The organism is Mycobacterium sp. 1274761.0, from assembly GCF_001668615.1.
Taxonomy (GTDB): domain Bacteria; phylum Actinomycetota; class Actinomycetes; order Mycobacteriales; family Mycobacteriaceae; genus Mycobacterium.
The window spans coordinates 1-16,314 of sequence record NZ_LZMC01000021.1 but is presented as its reverse complement, the minus strand read 5'-3'; the positions used below and the strand labels follow the sequence as shown (position 1 = coordinate 16,314).

Sequence of the window (16,314 nt, the reverse complement as noted above, 5' to 3'; positions counted from 1 at the left end):
CGACCTGGGAGGGGGTGCGTGAGTGCCTAAGCGGACAGACCTCAACCACATCCTGGTGATCGGGTCGGGGCCGATCCTCATCGGGCAGGCCGCCGAGTTCGACTACTCGGGCACGCAGGCGTGCCGCGTGCTGCGCGCCGAGGGTTTGCAGGTGACGCTGATCAACTCCAACCCGGCCACGATCATGACCGATCCGGAGTTCGCCGACCACACCTACGTCGAGCCGATCACCCCGGCATTCGTCGAACGGGTCATCAGACAACAGGCCGAGCGCGGCAACAAGATCGACGCCCTGCTGGCCACCCTCGGCGGACAGACGGCGCTGAACACCGCCGTCTCCCTGTACGAGAACGGTGCCCTCGACCGCTACGGCGTCGAACTGATCGGCGCCGACTTCGAGGCGATCCAGCGCGGCGAGGACCGGCAGCGGTTCAAGGACATCGTCGCCAAGGTGGGCGGCGAATCGGCCCGCTCGCGAGTGTGTTTCACCATGGACGAAGTCCGCGAGACCGTCTCCGAACTCGGCCTTCCCGTCGTCGTGCGGCCCAGCTTCACCATGGGCGGGCTCGGCTCGGGCATGGCGTACTCGGCCGAGGACGTCGAGCGGATGGCCGGCGACGGACTGGCTGCGTCCCCGTCGGCCAACGTGCTGATCGAGGAATCCATCTACGGGTGGAAGGAGTTCGAGCTCGAGCTGATGCGCGACGGCCACGACAACGTGGTGGTCGTGTGCTCGATCGAGAACTTCGACCCGATGGGCGTGCACACCGGCGACTCGGTAACCGTGGCCCCCGCCATGACGCTGACCGACCGCGAATACCAGCGCATGCGTGATCTCGGCATCGCCGTCCTGCGCGAGGTCGGCGTCGACACCGGCGGCTGCAACATCCAATTCGCGATCAACCCGTCCGACGGCCGGCTGATCGTCATCGAGATGAACCCGCGGGTGTCGCGGTCCTCGGCGCTGGCATCGAAGGCGACGGGCTTTCCGATCGCCAAGATCGCAGCAAAGCTGGCGATCGGGTACACGCTCGACGAGATCCTCAACGACATCACCAAGGAAACCCCGGCCTGTTTCGAGCCCACGCTGGACTACGTCGTCGTCAAGGCGCCGCGGTTCGCGTTCGAGAAGTTTCCGGGCGCCGACCCGACGCTGACCACTACGATGAAGTCCGTCGGCGAAGCGATGTCGTTGGGCCGCAACTTCATCGAGGCGCTCGGCAAGGTGATGCGGTCGCTGGAGACGGGCCGCGCGGGCTTCTGGACCGGACCCGATCCAGACGGTGACGTCGCCGAAGTGCTGGCGCGGCTCAAGACTCCTACCGACGGCAGGCTCTACGACATCGAGCTCGCGCTGCGGCTCGGTGCCAGCGTCGAAGAGGTGGCGGCGGCCTCGGGCGTCGACCTCTGGTTCGTCGAGCAGATCAACGGGCTCGTCGCGCTGCGGGCCGAGCTGCTCGACGCCCCGGTGCTAGACGCACAGCTGCTGCGGCGCAGCAAGCACAGCGGCCTATCCGACCGCCAAATCGCCGCGTTGCGACCGGAACTCGCCGGCGAGGTCGGTGTCCGGGCACTGCGCCAACGGCTCGGCATCCACCCGGTGTACAAGACCGTCGACACCTGCGCCGCCGAGTTCGAGGCCAAGACGCCCTACCACTACAGCAGCTATGAGCTCGACCCCGCCGCAGAAACCGAAGTGGCGCCCCAGACCGACAAGCCCAAGGTGCTCATTCTCGGATCGGGACCCAACCGCATCGGCCAAGGCATTGAGTTCGACTACAGCTGCGTGCACGCCGCAACCACGCTGTCGGAGGCCGGATTCGAGACCGTGATGGTCAACTGCAACCCCGAGACGGTGTCCACCGACTACGACACCGCCGACCGGTTGTATTTCGAGCCGCTGACCTTCGAAGACGTCCTCGAGGTGTTCTACGCCGAATCAGCCTCCGGCGCTGGCGGTCCCGGCGTCGCAGGCGTCATCGTCCAGCTCGGCGGCCAGACCCCGCTTGGCCTAGCGGAGCGCCTGGAGCAGGCCGGTGTGCCGATCGTGGGCACCAGCCCGAAGGCGATCGATCTGGCCGAGGACCGCGGCGCCTTCGGCGAGGTGCTGCGCACCGCAGGCCTGCCCGCGCCGCGGTTCGGCACCGCGACCAGCTTCGACCAGGCCCGCCGCATCGCCGCCGACATCGGGTACCCGGTGCTGGTGCGTCCGTCATACGTGCTGGGCGGGCGCGGCATGGAGATCGTCTACGACGACGAAACCTTGCATGGTTACATCACCCGCGCCACCGAACTGTCGCCCGAACACCCGGTGCTCGTCGATCGCTTCCTCGAAGACGCCATCGAGATCGACGTCGACGCGCTGTGCGACGGCACCGAGGTCTACATCGGCGGAATCATGGAGCACATCGAGGAGGCCGGCATCCACTCCGGCGACTCCGCATGTGCGCTCCCACCAGTCACATTGGGCCGCAGCGACATTGAGAATGTGCGCAAGGCCACCGAGGCGATCGCCCACGGCATCGGCGTTGTCGGCCTGCTCAACGTGCAGTACGCGCTGAAAGACGACGTGCTCTACGTGCTGGAAGCCAATCCCCGCGCCAGCCGAACGGTGCCGTTCGTGTCGAAGGCGACGGCGGTGCCGCTGGCCAAAGCGTGCGCGCGCGTCATGCTCGGCGCCAGCATCGCGCAGCTGCGCGACGAAGGACTGCTCGCGGCGTCCGGCGACGGGGCCACCACCCCGCGCAATGCCCCGGTGGCGGTGAAAGAAGCCGTGCTGCCGTTCCACCGCTTCCGCAAGGCCGACGGCTCCAACATCGACTCGCTGCTCGGACCGGAGATGAAGTCGACCGGTGAAGTGATGGGCATCGACCACGACTTCGGCAGCGCCTTCGCCAAGAGCCAGACCGCCGCCTACGGATCGCTACCCGCCCGGGGCACGGTGTTCGTCTCGGTGGCCAACCGCGACAAACGCTCGCTGGTGTTCCCGGTCAAGCGGCTCGCCGACCTCGGCTTCCGCGTGCTGGCCACCGGAGGAACCGCAGAAATGCTGCGCCGCAATGGCATCCCGTGCGATGAGGTCCGCAAGCATTTCGAGTCGCCAGGCGAGGGAAGGCCGGAGGTGTCGGCGGTCGACGCCATCAAGGCCGGCGATGTCGACATGGTGATCAACACCCCTTACGGCAACTCCGGCCCGCGCATCGACGGCTACGAGATCCGCTCGGCCGCAGTGGCGATGAACATTCCCTGCGTCACGACGGTGCAGGGCGCCTCGGCCGCCGTGCAGGGAATCGAGGCAGGCATTCGCGGCGACATCGGCGTCATGTCGCTTCAGGAACTGCACAGCACGCTGGAGCACTGACGATGGGCGGATTCGGCGCGCGGCTCGCCGACGCCCTCGCCGCGCGGGGGCCGCTGTGCCCGGGGATCGATCCGCATCCCGAACTGCTGCGCGCATGGGGACTGACCGCCGACGCCGACGGTCTCCAACGGTTCAGCGACGCCTGCGTCGCCGCGTTTGCAGGGTTTGCGATCGTCAAGCCGCAGGTCGCGTTCTTCGAGGCGTGCGGCGCCGCCGGTTTCACCGTGCTGGAAGGCACGATCGCCGCGTTGCGCGCCGAGGGTGTGCTGGTGCTCGCCGACGCCAAGCGCGGAGACATCGGCTCGACGATGGCCGCGTACGCGCAGGCGTGGGTGGGCGACTCCGCGCTGTCGGCCGACGCCGTCACGGCGTCGCCCTACCTCGGATTCGGTGCGCTGCAACCCCTTCTGGACCTCGCCGCGGACAACGGCCGCGGCGTATTCGTTCTGGCGGCCACGTCCAACCCCGAAGGCGCGTCGGTGCAGAACGCCCGCACCGACGACAGCACCGTCGCGCAGTCGATCGTCGGTGCCGCCGCTGCCGTCAACGCCGCCTCGCCCGGGCCCGGCTCGGTGGGTGTGGTCGTCGGCGCGACGCTGGCGTCGCCTCCGGACGTCGGCTCGCTCAACGGCCCCGTGTTGGTGCCCGGCGTCGGCGCGCAGGGCGGCCGGCCCGATGCGCTGCGCGGCTTCGGCGGAGCGCGGCCCGGCCAGCTGCTGCCCGCGGTCTCCCGGGAAATCCTGCGTGCGGGCCCCGACGCCGAGGCGCTGCGGGCAGCAGCTGAGCAGATGCGCGACGCGGTGGCCTATCTGGCGTGACACCACCGCTTGACTGCTACAGCGGAATCCAGGTGCCGAGGAACCAGAAGCCCCAGCCCGCGCCGTTTCCTGCCGGCATCGGCGTGACCTGCTGACCGTTCCAGTTGAACGGCTGGTGGTCGTTGCGGGCTTGATCGATGCCGCGGTGCTGCCAGTCCACCGGGGCCGGCCCTCGGTCGTCGTTTCGGCCGCGATCGTCGCGGTGCTGATCCTGGCATGCGGGTGCGCCCGGCGCGTTGCACGGGTGACCGGAGTCCGCCGACGCCGTGCCGAGCCCGGCGCCGAACAATCCGGCTAGCGCAACTCCTGCGACAAGCGTCGATGCCGCAGCGGCCCGTTTGAAGGTCATAGATCTCACTCCACTTGTTCACGTGTGGGCGCGTGTTCGCCTCACCTCGACGACGCTAGGGACGCCTTGTGAGCCCGCACTGTGTCGCGGTTAGGCACACGCTGTGGACCGAATAACGATCCGAAAACCCCTCGGGAGCAACGGGATTACGGTGTGCTTCGGCTGCGCTTACCCCGGGCCAGCGCGACGACGACGATCATCACAGTCAGCCCGATCAGGGCCAGTAACGCCAACCCGGTGAGGTCGCCGCGGTTGCGTTCGCGGTAGATGACCTGTTGATACGCCGTGTCGGCGTTGGCGGCGTGGAATATGTAGTCGCCGCCGATGGCGGTGGGCACAGCGATGGCGTCGTTCCATCGGGTCAGAAACGTGCCTTCGCCGACGAAGTCGGCCAGCGCCTGGGAGACGTCGGCCCGCTCGATCCGGCCGGCGAATTCGAGAGTCGGTGCATTGTTCGCCACCGGAACCGACGTCGGATCCATGCGGTGGTCGGCCATCACGTAGAGGTCGACGGTCTGGGGAGTCGTGGCCGAGCGGGACAGGCGCATGGGATAGACGACCTCATCGGAGACGAAGGACAGCCGCAGCGGCTGCAGGTCGCCGGTCAGCGATTCACCGTGGGTAGCGGGGATGAGTTTGACCGCGACGATCTCCCACCGATCGGCGACGTAGGCCGCGAGGTTGCTTTCGAGACCATTGGGGTGGTCGAAGCCGTTGTCGGTCAGCCACCCGGCCAGCGCCGCCGCGTCACGCGCGGCAAGCCGGGTGACATCGAACGGCCCGATCGGCTGGTGCCCCAGCACGTCGACGCCGGCACCCGGCCGCGCGCCCGCCGTCTCGCCACCGGACGGGTCCGATGCGGTCAGCCAGTCGAACGTCGGCCACCACGAGTCGCGGGTCTCGATGCGGGGCGCGGTGAGCCTGCCGAGTTCGGCGAACACCCCCGCGTCACCGAGCGACACCTCGGCGGCCGAGGGCACCGGCATCACCCACGCGGCGCTCTCGGAGCTCCCGCTGACGCGCAACGCCATGAGAATGTCCTCACGCGTGCCTCCCACGCCACCAGCGCCCGCTCGTCGACCACCGCAGCGCCCCGCTGGCTGGGGATGTAGGCGCCACAGCCGCACGCCCGCGCTGGTGCGGAGAGGGCCGCCGCCAGGCCGCCCAACAGCAGCGCGACGACCCCGCAGGCTCGCAGGCACACCCCGAACACACCCACGAAGCTATGTGCGCACTGTGACGCCCAGACCCTACGACACGCCCGAAACTCGATGACCAGGCAGAATTTTCTTTTTCGCCCGGGTCAAAGACATGCCGAGCGGGTAAAAGAGGCGGTCCCAGCGGCCCTCAGGATGGATAAAAAGCTCAAAAACCTGCTCTATGCAGGCATTTCTTCGGAAATCCCGCCAATCACAGTGTTCCCACACGTTCCCGCGGCCGGTTGCGGCCCCGGTGAGCACGCAGGGCTTTTGGGGCCAGAACCCGGGGGTGGGGTTCGCTTTCGTCAGGATGCGTGGGTACGGTCGTCGCTGCTGGCTGGTGTAGTGAATCAGTCGAGACAAAACAGTGATGGTGACGAGACGGAGGAACCCGTGGCCCTTCCCCAGTTGACCGACGAACAGCGCGCGGCAGCGTTGGAGAAGGCTGCTGCCGCACGTCGAGCACGAGCCGAACTCAAGGATCGGCTCAAGCGCGGCGGCACCAACCTCAAGCAGGTGCTGAAGGACGCCGAGACCGACGAGGTCTTGGGCAAGATGAAGGTTTCTGCGCTCCTGGAGGCGTTGCCCAAGGTCGGCAAGGTCAAGGCGCAGGAAATCATGACCGAGCTCGAGATCGCCCCCACCCGCAGGCTGCGTGGCCTCGGCGATCGTCAGCGGAAGGCGCTGCTGGAAAAGTTCGACTTCTCGTAAGGGAGGTCGGTGAGCGAAGGCGGAGGGCCGGATAGCAAGGCCCCGGTGGTGGTGCTGTCCGGCCCGTCTGCCGTCGGGAAGTCGACGGTCGTGCGGTGCCTACGCGAACGCATTCCCGACCTGCATTTCAGCGTGTCCGTAACCACCAGGGATCCACGACCTGGTGAGGTCGACGGTGTCGATTACTCGTTTGTCACGCCGGAACGTTTTCAGCAGTTGATCGACGACGGCGCACTTCTCGAGTGGGCCGAAATCCATGGCGGGCTGCACCGCTCGGGGACGCCCGCCCAGCCGATACGAGAGGCAACTGCGGCCGGCCGCCCGGTGCTCATCGAGGTCGACCTGGCCGGTGCCCGCGCCGTCAAACAGGCCATGCCCGAAGCCCTGACGGTGTTTCTCGCGCCGCCCAGTTGGGAGGTGCTGGAAAGCCGGCTTACCGGGCGCGGCACCGAAACCGCCGACGTGATGACCCGCAGGCTCGCGACGGCCCGTGCCGAACTGGCCGCTCAGGACGACTTCGACCGGGTTGTCGTGAACAGCCAATTGGAGTCAGCCTGCGCCGAATTGGTATCCTTGCTGGTGGCCCGCAGGTAAGCCGGCCCGCAAGCCATTTTGAGCTTTCACCAAAACGCCAGGAGAATTTTTTCGTGAGCACCCCGCACGCCGACGCGCCGTTGGCCGCCGTCGAGGATCTCGATACGTCCCACAGCGGCTACGACACACCGCTGGGCATCACCAACCCGCCCATCGATGAGCTGCTTGACCGCGCGTCGAGCAAGTACGCGTTGGTGATCTACGCCGCCAAGCGCGCCCGCCAGATCAACGACTACTACAACCAGCTCGGCGACGGCATCCTCGAATACGTCGGTCCGCTGGTCGAACCCGGCCTGCAGGAGAAGCCGTTGTCGATCGCGCTGCGCGAGATCCACGAAGACCTGCTCGAGCACACCGAGGGCGAGTAGCCGGGCGACCCCATGGACCGCAAGCGGATCATCGTCGGCGTATCCGGGGGTATCGCGGCCTACAAGGCCTGCACGGTGGTTCGCCAGCTCACCGAGGCCGGGCACTCCGTGCGTGTCGTCCCGACCGAATCCGCTCTGCGATTCGTCGGCGCCGCGACCTTTGAGGCGCTGTCGGGCAACCCCGTCCACACCGGCGTCTGGGACGATGTCCACGAAGTGCCGCATGTCCGCATCGGGCAAGAGGCCGACCTCGTCGTCGTCGCCCCGGCCACCGCGGACCTGCTCGCCCGTGCTGTCGCCGGCCGGGCCGACGACTTGCTGACCGCCACCCTGCTGACCGCGCGATGTCCGGTGCTATTCGCGCCTGCGATGCATACCGAGATGTGGTTCCACCCCGCCACAGTCGACAACGTGGCCACGCTGCGCCGCCGCGGAGCCGTCGTCCTCGAACCGGCTTCAGGCAGGCTCACCGGGGCCGACAGCGGCGCTGGACGGCTGCCTGAGGCCGAAGAGATCACCACGCTGGCCCAGCTTCTTCTCGAGCGCGCGGACGCGCTGCCCTACGACCTCGCCGGCGTCAAGGTGCTGGTGTCCGCGGGCGGCACCCGCGAACCGATCGACCCCGTCCGTTTCGTCGGCAATCGCTCCTCGGGCAAGCAGGGCTACGCGGTGGCGCGGGTGGCCGCGCAGCGCGGCGCCGACGTGACGCTGATCGCGGGCAACACTGCCGGGTTGGTCGACCCGGCCGACGTCGACGTCGTCCACATCGGATCGGCCGCCCAGCTCAAGGACGCCGTGTCCAAGCACGCGCCCGACGCACACGTCCTGGTGATGGCGGCGGCCGTCGCCGATTTCCGGCCCGCGCACGTGGAGACCAACAAGATCAAGAAGGGCGCGTCCGAGCCCACCTCCATCGAACTGACGCGCACCGACGACGTGCTGGCCGGTGCGGTGCGGGCCCGCGCGGACGGCCAGCTGCCCAACATGCGCGCGATAGTCGGGTTCGCCGCCGAGACCGGCGACGCGAACGGTGACGTGCTGTTCCATGCCCGTGCCAAGCTGGCCCGCAAAGGATGTGACTTGCTCGTGGTCAACGCCGTCGGGGAGAACCGGGCATTCGAGGTGGACAGCAACGACGGCTGGCTGCTGGCATCCGACGGCACCGAGTCGGCGCTGGAGCACGGTTCGAAGACTCTAATGGCCAGCCGTATCGTGGACGCGATCGCGGCTTTTTTGCACAACAGGATCTAAGGGGTTGCGCGCGCCGGGGGCACACGCTTGGGTGCAACTGGGCGCACATATAATTTGGTCAACTAACTTTCTAATCAGAGAGTGCAGCGAGAGGAATGAACCGTGAGCGAAGGTCGGCTGTTCACCAGTGAGTCGGTGACGGAAGGACACCCCGACAAGATCTGCGACGCGATCAGCGACTCGGTACTCGACGCGCTGCTGGCCGACGATCCGAAGTCTCGGGTCGCGGTCGAGACCGCTGTTACCACCGGCCAGGTGCATGTCATCGGCGAGGTGACCACCTCGGCCAAGGAAGCGTTCGCCGACATCAACCAGACCGTGCGCGACCGCATCCTGGAAATCGGTTACGACTCGTCGGATAAGGGCTTCGACGGGGAAACCTGCGGCGTCAACATCGGCATCGGCCGCCAGTCGCCCGACATCGCTCAGGGCGTCGACACCGCCCACGAGGCCCGCGTGGAGGGTGCCGGCGACCCGCTGGACGCCCAGGGCGCCGGCGATCAGGGTCTGATGTTCGGCTACGCCATCAAGGACACTCCGGAATTCATGCCGCTGCCGATCGCGCTGGCGCACCGCCTGTCGCGTCGGCTGACCGAGGTTCGCAAGAACGGCGTGCTCGACTACCTGCGTCCCGACGGCAAGACCCAGGTCACCGTCCAGTACGACGGCACCACCCCGGTTCGGCTGGACACCGTCGTACTGTCTACCCAGCACGCCGCGGGCATCGACCTCGACGGCACCCTGACCCCGGACATCCGGGAGAAGGTCGTCAACACCGTGCTGGCCGACCTGAACCACGACACGCTGGACACCTCCGACTTCCGGCTGCTGGTCAACCCGACGGGCAAGTTCGTGCTCGGCGGTCCGATGGGAGACGCGGGTCTGACCGGCCGCAAGATCATCGTCGACACCTACGGCGGCTGGGCCCGTCACGGCGGCGGCGCGTTCTCCGGCAAGGATCCCTCCAAAGTGGACCGGTCGGCGGCGTACGCGATGCGCTGGGTGGCAAAGAACGTGGTCGCAGCCGGCCTTGCGGAGCGCATCGAGGTGCAGGTGGCCTACGCCATCGGCAAGGCGGCCCCGGTCGGGCTGTTCGTCGAGACCTTCGGCACCGAGACCGTCGACCCGGCCCGCATCGAGAAGGCCATCTCGTCGGTGTTCGACCTGCGTCCCGGCGCGATCGTCCGTGACCTGGACCTGTTGCGGCCCATCTACGCGCAGACCGCCGCCTACGGCCACTTCGGCCGCACGGATGTGGAGCTGCCGTGGGAGCAGCTGAACAAGGTCGACGACCTGAAGGCCTCCGTCTGACGACGATCAAGCGGCGAGGTACGAGCCGCGTTGTGGGGGCACCTCCCGCTTGCGGGGGAGAGTCGGATGCGACGAGCGCCGTCTAGTCCCGCCGAGATCGGCGAAAAGCTGCGTTCTACTCGCACTTTGCGCCCATTTGTCGGTTGGGGCGCTATCAGGTGAACGCGTAGTCGCGCAGCGGGAAGCGGCGGCTGCGCCAGTACGCCTCCACCGTGCTGGCCGGCCGCAGCGGTACATCGCCGTTGCGGTCGAAATAATAGCTATTGGCCAGCGCGCAGCTGTCCTGCCAGAAGATCTGACGATGCCGCTTGCGCATCATCTCGTCGAAGTAGCGGTCGTTGGCCTCCTGCGTCACCTCGACGCGGGTGGCCCCGCGACGCTTCGCGTGCTCGAGGCAGCGCACAATGTGGTGGCTCTGCGTCTCGATCAGCGCGAAATACGACGAGCCGACGTAGCCGTACGGCCCGAACACCGTGAAGAAGTTCGGAAATCCCGGAATGCTCACACCCTCATAGGCCTGCAGCCGGTGGTCGCTCCAGTACTGGCTCAGCATGCGGCCGTCGCGCCCGGCGACCGAGTAGGTCAGCACGTCATCGGGGTCCATCACTTTGAAACCCGTCGCGAGGATGAGCACGTCGACCTCATGGGTGTCGCCGTCGGCGGTGGCGACACCCGAGCCGGTGATCTTCTCGATCGGCTCGGTGACCAGGGTGACGTTGTCGCGGTTGAACGTCGACAGGTAGGTGTTGTGAAACCCGGGCCGCTTGCAGCCCACCGCGTATCGCGGCGTCAGCTTGTCCCGCACGACGGGGTCCTTGACCTCCCTGCGGAGATAAGCCTTCCCGAGCCGCGGTGCCCGCTGGGCCATCGGGTTCATCGTGAAGTATTGCGCCGCAAGCGGAAACGTCAACTCGACATAGGCCTGGCTGAGCATGCGCTGCAGCGCCTTACCGCCGGGAAGTCGCATCGCCCACCGGGCTGCGGGCGGCAGCGGGACGTCGGCCTTCGGGAAGCACCAGATCGGGGTGCGCTGAAAAACGGTGAGGTGCTCGACAATTGGCGCGATCTCCGGGATCACTTGAACCGCAGACGCTCCGGTGCCGATGATCGCGACGCGCTTGCCTGCCAGATCCTGGCTGTGGTCCCACCGAGCGGTATGCATGGTCACGCCCGCAAACGAGTCCACGCCATCTATATCGGGCAGCTTGGGGGTGGTCAGCACACCGCCCGCATTGACCAGGAACCGCGCCGTGACGCGGCCACCTGGTTCGGTCTCGATGTGCCACAGGTCGGTCCGTTCGTCGAACACCGCGCTGAGCACCTTGGTGCCGAACCGGATCCGGCTTGCCAGCCCGTACTTGTCAACGCAGTGTTCGGCATACGCCTTGAGCTCACGGCCCGGCGCGTAGGTACGCGTCCAGTCGGGGTTCTGCTCGAAGGAGAACTGGTACGAGAACGAGGGAATGTCGACGGCGATACCGGGATAGGTGTTCCAGTACCACGTGCCGCCGGGACCGTCGGCGGCCTCGATCACCAGGTAGTCGCCCATGCCCGCCTTGTCGAGCAGGACGGCGGTGCCGATACCGGAGAATCCGGCACCGACGATGACGGTGTCGTGGTCGGGCACTGTCTCCATCCCTCCACTGTGTACCTTCACCAGAATGGCGTCCACCGATGCCGGGAAGGCCGGCTTCTCCTCGGTAACGAACCCCCAGCGACGAACACGTCTTCTCTGGCAGACAGCCGTGGCCGTCGCCGCATGCTACGGCGTGTTCCTGATCGTCACGGCGTTCCGGTTGCCCGCCGGTTCCGAGCTCGCCGGACAGTTCTGGTTGCAGCCGGCGGTCAAGGCCGCCCCGGCCGTCCTGCTCGCGGCCGCTGCGGTCACCCATCCCATCGGCAGGGAGCGTCGCTGGCTCGTGCCTGCCCTGACGGGCTCTGCCGCGGGTGACTTCCTGCTGGCGATCCCGTGGTGGCAGCCGTCGTTCGTGCTCGGACTTGCCGCCTTCCTCGTTGCGCATCTGTGCTTCCTGGCCGCGCTGCTACCGCTGCGCGGGCGGTCGACGCCGAGGTCGATGGCGGCCGCCGCTGTGGTGGCGGCGTGCATCGCACTGCTCGTCTGGTTCTGGCCAAAGCTCATCGCCGAGAACATGGTGGTCCCGGTGACGGTCTACATCGCCGTGCTAGGCGCCATGGTCTGCGCGGCGCTGCTCGCCCGGCTGCCGACACCGTGGACGGCCGTGGGCGCGGTGTGCTTCGCGGTGTCGGACGCCATGATCGGCATCAACAAGTTCGTGTTGGGATCCGAAGCGCTGGCGGTGCCGATCTGGTGGGTGTACGCCACATCGTTGGTGTTGATCACCGCCGGCTTCTTTTTCGGCCGTACGTCCGACCCCTCTGTTAGACGGTTGGTGTGAGCAAACCGGCGCAGGCGAGGAGCAAGAAAGGCCGGGCGGACGCGAGGAGCATAAAGAATCGGGCAGAGCACGAACCCATCGCCCGGGTGCTGCCCATGCTCACGGTGCCGCACCTCGATCGAGATTTCGACTATCTGGTCGCAGCCGAGCAATCGGATGACGCACAACCCGGCGTGCGGGTCCGCGTGCGCTTCCACGGCCGCCTGGTCGATGCGTTCATTCTCGAACGGCGTTCGGAGACAGACCATGTCGGAAAGCTGGGCTGGCTGGATCGGGTGGTCTCCGCCGAGCGCGTGCTGACCCCCGATGTGCGTAGGTTGGTCGACGCCGTCGCGGCGCGCTATGCGGGCACCCGCGCCGACGTGCTGCGCCTGGCGATCCCGCCGCGGCACGCCAATGTGGAAAAGGAGGCGCCACCCGAATCCCCGCCGGTCACCATCGAGCCCGTCGACACGGCCGCATGGGCCGAATACGGCACGGGCGAACAGTTTTTCGCCGCGCTCCGCGACGGGCGCGCCGCCAGGGCCGTCTGGCAGGCGTTGCCCGGCGAGCGGTGGGCCGACCGGCTGGCCGAGGTCGCCGCCGCGACCGTGGCAGCGGGCCGCGGCGTGCTCGCCATCGTGCCCGACCAACGCGACGTCGACGTGCTGCGCGACGCCTGCGCCAGGCTCGTCGACGACGACCGGGTGGTCGCGCTGTCTGCGGGACTCGGCCCCGCGCAGCGGTACCGGCGCTGGCTGTCGGTGCTACGCGGGTCGGCGCGGTTGGTGATCGGCACGCGCAGCGCTGTGTTCGCCCCGGTCGCCGATCTCGGGCTGGTGCTCATCTGGGATGACGGCGACGACACCCTCGCCGAACCGCGGGCACCCTATCCGCACGCCCGCGAGGTCGGCATGCTACGCGCACACCAATTACGTTGCGCCGCAATGATCGGCGGTTTTTCGCGCACCGCCGAGGCGCAGGCGATGGTGCGCAGCGGGTGGGCGCACGACCTGGTGGCGCCGCGGCCGGTGGTGCGGTCGAGGGCGCCGCGGGTGATCGCCCTCGAAGACAGCGGCTACGCCCAGGAACGCGACCCGGCCGCGCTCAGTGCCCGGCTGCCGTCGATGGCGCTGCAGGCGGCGCGCTCGGCGCTCCACGCCGGCCGCCCGGTCCTCGTGCAGGTACCCCGCCGGGGCTACGTGCCCGCGCTGGCCTGCGGCCGCTGCCGCACCGTGGCCCGTTGCAGGCACTGCACCGGCCCACTATCGCTGCCCGACCGGGACGCCAGCGGCGCGGTGTGCCGCTGGTGTGGTCGCGAGGAACCCGGGCTGCGCTGCAGCCGATGCGGCTCCGACAGCGTCCGCGCCGTTGTCGTCGGAGCCCGCCGCACCGCTGAGGAACTGGGGCGGGCATTCCCCGGCGTCACCGTCGTCACCTCCGGGGGCGACAGCGTGGTTGCGGCCGTATCCGGCGATCCGGCGCTTGTCATCGCCACACCGGGCGCCGAGCCGGTGGCCGACGGCGGCTACGGCGCCGCGCTGCTGCTCGACGTCTGGGCGCTGCTGGGCCGGCAGGATCTGCGCGCCGCAGAGGACACGCTGCGCCGCTGGATGGCGGCCGCCACGCTGGTCCGCAGCCGCGAGAACGGTGGGGTGGTCGCGGTGGTCGCCGAGTCGGCGGTGTCGACGGTGCAGGCCCTGATCCGCTGGGATCCGGTCGGGCACGCCGAGGCCGAACTCGACGCCCGCGACGACGTGGGCCTGCCGCCAGGGGCGCACATGGCGGCCGTCGACGGCGCACCGCACGCCGTGGCGGCCCTGCTGGAAATCGCCGAACTGCCCGACTCCGCGTTGCTTCTGGGCCCCGTGGATCTGCCGCCTGGGGCGCGGCGGCCGCCGGGCACACCCGCGGCGGGCCCCGTCACCCGGATGCTGGTCCGGGCGCCCCGCAGCGAAGGGCTGGCGCTGGCCGCGGCGCTGCGACGCGCCGCCGGGGTGCTCACTGCGCGCCACGATCAGCAACCGGTTCGCGTGCAAATGGACCCGCTGCACATAGGGTAGTGCGAGAATCCGGCAGCGGAGCGAATCGTGGAGGTGGCATGCGACGGATCATCGGCTGGTCGATTCCGTTGCTGCTCATCGTGTTTGGGCTTCTATGGCCGCTGCTGTTCACTGGCAGCGACGAAGTGTCACCTCCCGACGACCCCGTGGTGTTCAGCAATTTCAAGGCGGACTTCCGCATCGACGCCGACGGACGCCTGAACGCCGTGGAAACCATCACCGCCGAATTCCCCAGCGGACGCCACGGCCTGTTCCAATGGTGGGATACCGCCAACCCGAACCACCCGTATGTCCGGCAGGTGCCTGAGGTCACGTCGGTGACGGTCGACGGTGCACCCGCGCCGTACGTCATGGGATGGAGCCACGGGAAACGGTTCCGGATCGCCAAGATGGGCGATCCCGGTGACTACCTCAGCGTCGGCGTCCACGTGTTCGAGATCCGCTACACCGTGCCCGGTGTGCTCGATCCCGGGACCACCGGTAGCGACAGGCGATTCGCCAGCTCGGCAGGGGAGCGGAGCCCAGCGCAGTCGGTGTTCTTCTGGAACGTTGTCGGGGGCTCGTGGAACAACCGGATGCACCACGTCGATGTCTCGGTGACCTTGCCCGACAACGTGACCGGTGCTCAGTGTGCGCTCGGGTTCGGCGTCGGCGCGCCATGTAGCGACTTCGCGGTCACCGGAAAAACGGTGCGGCTGTCGGCCAACTACCTCGGTGCCCGGACGCCGGTGACGGTGCGCGCGGGTGTCGACGTGCCGACCCCGACGCGTGATGAACTGCTCTGGCCCTACACCTGGGACCGGATCTTCGGTACCTCGTTGAGCGACATGGCCGGGATCCTCGGCCTGACAGTGGCGTTCGGCCTCGGCGGCTTCCTCTGGTACCGCACCACGGTCGAGTCATCACCGGGATTTCCGCTGCAATACGCTCCGCCGTCGGGTCTCGGACCGGTGCAGACCGAGTACATCCGCACCGAGGCCGTACCGAAGGCCGCGCTCACCGCGACGCTGTTCTATCTCGCCGAGCGCCAGTTGATCAAGCTGACGCAGGTCAATGACCAGCACTGGCGGATCACCGGCCTCGCCGAGAAGGCCGACTGGGAACAGGTCGATCCGGTCAGCCGCAAGGTCGGGTCGGTGCTGAAGGTGGACCGGCCCAGCGAGTTCGACGCGAAGAAAACCGTCAAGTCTGGAGAGAAGCTCAACAAGGCCAAGGCCGATATTGCCAAGGCCGTCGAGGCGTGGGCGTTCGACGGTGGCCTGATGGTCAAGCGCAGAAGGGAGCTGTGGCTGCGAGCCGTCAACGTGATCGCGTTGCTCGTGGCGGCGTGCTGTTTTCTGCTGTGGTTCGGCATCCCGATCACCGCGTTCGGCCTGCCGTTCGCCGCATTCTTCTTGTTCACCGTGCGGTCGTGGCGCGCCGGCGTCGGAACCCGCCGCACCGCCGCGGGCCGCGAATTATGGTCACAGGCAGGCGGTTTCCATCGCATGCTGGTGACCGATTCGGCCGAGTCGCGGTTCGACTTCGCCGCGCGCAAGGATCTCTATACCGCCTACGTCCCCTTCGCCGTCGCGGCGGGGGCCGCCGCGCTCTGGGCCAAGAAGTACCAGACCGCCACGGGTACGCCCGCCCCCCAACCGGGTTGGTATGACCCATCGTCGTCCACATCGTCGAGCTCCGGTTTCAGCGGTGACGGTGGCGGTGGTGGCGGCGTGAACTTCGACAGTTTCGAGTCGGCCCTGACGTCATCGATCGGCGCCTACACCGCATCGCAGGCATCGTCGTCGTCCGGCGGCAGCAGCAGCAGCGGGGGTTTCAGCGGCGGTGGCGGTGGTGGCGACGGCGAAGGGGACGTAGGCGGTATAGAGATCCTTGCGCGCGGCGAAGTCGAAC

13 protein-coding genes are annotated in these 16,314 nt (G+C 68.0%); 10 read left to right on the top strand and 3 right to left on the bottom strand.

The features are described 5' to 3' along the window. The first annotated feature begins 22 nt into the window (after window positions 1–22). Both carB and pyrF read left to right on the top strand, forming a co-directional pair. The gene (gene carB / locus A5651_RS03600; protein ID WP_066975659.1) at window positions 23–3,361 is read left to right on the top strand and encodes a carbamoyl-phosphate synthase large subunit; all 3,339 of its coding nucleotides are present in this window, start codon (window positions 23–25) and stop codon (window positions 3,359–3,361) included. Window positions 3,362–3,363: 2 nt separating this feature from the next. After that, window positions 3,364–4,179: an orotidine-5'-phosphate decarboxylase gene (pyrF, locus tag A5651_RS03595; RefSeq protein WP_066975657.1), complete on the top strand. Its 816-nt coding sequence runs from the start codon at window positions 3,364–3,366 to the stop codon at window positions 4,177–4,179. A 16-nt stretch (window positions 4,180–4,195) separates the two neighbouring features. Here the strand turns inward: pyrF and A5651_RS03590 are convergent, their stop codons facing one another. After that, window positions 4,196–4,528 carry a hypothetical protein gene (locus A5651_RS03590; RefSeq protein ID WP_066975655.1) on the bottom strand — a complete coding sequence of 111 codons (333 nt, stop codon included), beginning with the start codon at window positions 4,526–4,528 and terminating at the stop codon, window positions 4,196–4,198. Window positions 4,529–4,674: 146 nt separating this feature from the next. Continuing rightward, a complete protein-coding gene (locus A5651_RS03585) occupies window positions 4,675–5,586 on the bottom strand; it encodes a DUF2330 domain-containing protein (protein ID WP_231988542.1) in 912 nt (303 codons plus the stop codon). Window positions 5,587–6,120: 534 nt separating this feature from the next. On the opposite strand from A5651_RS03585, the gene mihF reads away from it, so the two are divergent. The 5 genes from mihF to metK all read left to right on the top strand — a co-directional run bounded on the left by mihF (window position 6,121) and on the right by metK (window position 9,962). Beyond that, window positions 6,121–6,438 carry an integration host factor, actinobacterial type gene (gene mihF / locus A5651_RS03580; protein WP_003932123.1) on the top strand — a complete coding sequence of 106 codons (318 nt, stop codon included), beginning with the start codon at window positions 6,121–6,123 and terminating at the stop codon, window positions 6,436–6,438. Window positions 6,439–6,447: 9 nt separating this feature from the next. Further along, window positions 6,448–7,032 (top strand): guanylate kinase, encoded by a 585-nt coding sequence (gmk, locus tag A5651_RS03575; protein WP_066975653.1) that lies wholly within the window; start codon window positions 6,448–6,450, stop codon window positions 7,030–7,032. A 53-nt stretch (window positions 7,033–7,085) separates the two neighbouring features. Next, window positions 7,086–7,400, top strand: a complete 315-nt coding sequence (gene rpoZ, locus A5651_RS03570; RefSeq protein WP_066975651.1) for a DNA-directed RNA polymerase subunit omega — start codon at window positions 7,086–7,088, stop codon at window positions 7,398–7,400. A gap of 12 nt (window positions 7,401–7,412) precedes the next feature. Beyond that, window positions 7,413–8,651: a bifunctional phosphopantothenoylcysteine decarboxylase/phosphopantothenate--cysteine ligase CoaBC gene (coaBC, locus tag A5651_RS03565; RefSeq protein ID WP_066975649.1), complete on the top strand. Its 1,239-nt coding sequence runs from the start codon at window positions 7,413–7,415 to the stop codon at window positions 8,649–8,651. A 102-nt stretch (window positions 8,652–8,753) separates the two neighbouring features. After that, window positions 8,754–9,962, top strand: a complete 1,209-nt coding sequence (gene metK / locus A5651_RS03560; RefSeq protein WP_066975647.1) for a methionine adenosyltransferase — start codon at window positions 8,754–8,756, stop codon at window positions 9,960–9,962. A 154-nt stretch (window positions 9,963–10,116) separates the two neighbouring features. Here metK and A5651_RS03555 read toward each other — a convergent pair whose 3' ends face one another. Next, window positions 10,117–11,598, bottom strand: a complete 1,482-nt coding sequence (locus A5651_RS03555; protein WP_066975646.1) for an NAD(P)/FAD-dependent oxidoreductase — start codon at window positions 11,596–11,598, stop codon at window positions 10,117–10,119. A 25-nt stretch (window positions 11,599–11,623) separates the two neighbouring features. On the opposite strand from A5651_RS03555, the gene A5651_RS03550 reads away from it, so the two are divergent. The 3 genes from A5651_RS03550 to A5651_RS03540 all read left to right on the top strand — a co-directional run. After that, window positions 11,624–12,379, top strand: a complete 756-nt coding sequence (locus tag A5651_RS03550) for a lysoplasmalogenase (RefSeq protein WP_066975644.1) — start codon at window positions 11,624–11,626, stop codon at window positions 12,377–12,379. 95 nt (window positions 12,380–12,474) lie between these two features. Beyond that, window positions 12,475–14,421 (top strand): primosomal protein N', encoded by a 1,947-nt coding sequence (locus tag A5651_RS03545; RefSeq protein ID WP_082943576.1) that lies wholly within the window; start codon window positions 12,475–12,477, stop codon window positions 14,419–14,421. Window positions 14,422–14,459: 38 nt separating this feature from the next. Continuing rightward, the coding region (locus tag A5651_RS03540) for a DUF2207 domain-containing protein (protein ID WP_066975640.1) at window positions 14,460–16,314 on the top strand (1,855 nt) is incomplete at its 3' end.

Coding starts and splice junctions, on each gene's coding strand:
- pyrF (WP_066975657.1), top strand. CDS start 3,364: ATGGGCGGATTCGGCGCGCGGCTCGCCGACGCCCTCGCCGCGCGGGGG.
- A5651_RS03590 (WP_066975655.1), bottom strand. CDS start 4,528: ATGACCTTCAAACGGGCCGCTGCGGCATCGACGCTTGTCGCAGGAGTT.
- coaBC (WP_066975649.1), top strand. CDS start 7,413: ATGGACCGCAAGCGGATCATCGTCGGCGTATCCGGGGGTATCGCGGCC.
- A5651_RS03555 (WP_066975646.1), bottom strand. CDS start 11,598: ATGGAGACAGTGCCCGACCACGACACCGTCATCGTCGGTGCCGGATTC.
- A5651_RS03550 (WP_066975644.1), top strand. CDS start 11,624: ATGGCGTCCACCGATGCCGGGAAGGCCGGCTTCTCCTCGGTAACGAAC.
- A5651_RS03545 (WP_082943576.1), top strand. CDS start 12,475: ATGCTCACGGTGCCGCACCTCGATCGAGATTTCGACTATCTGGTCGCA.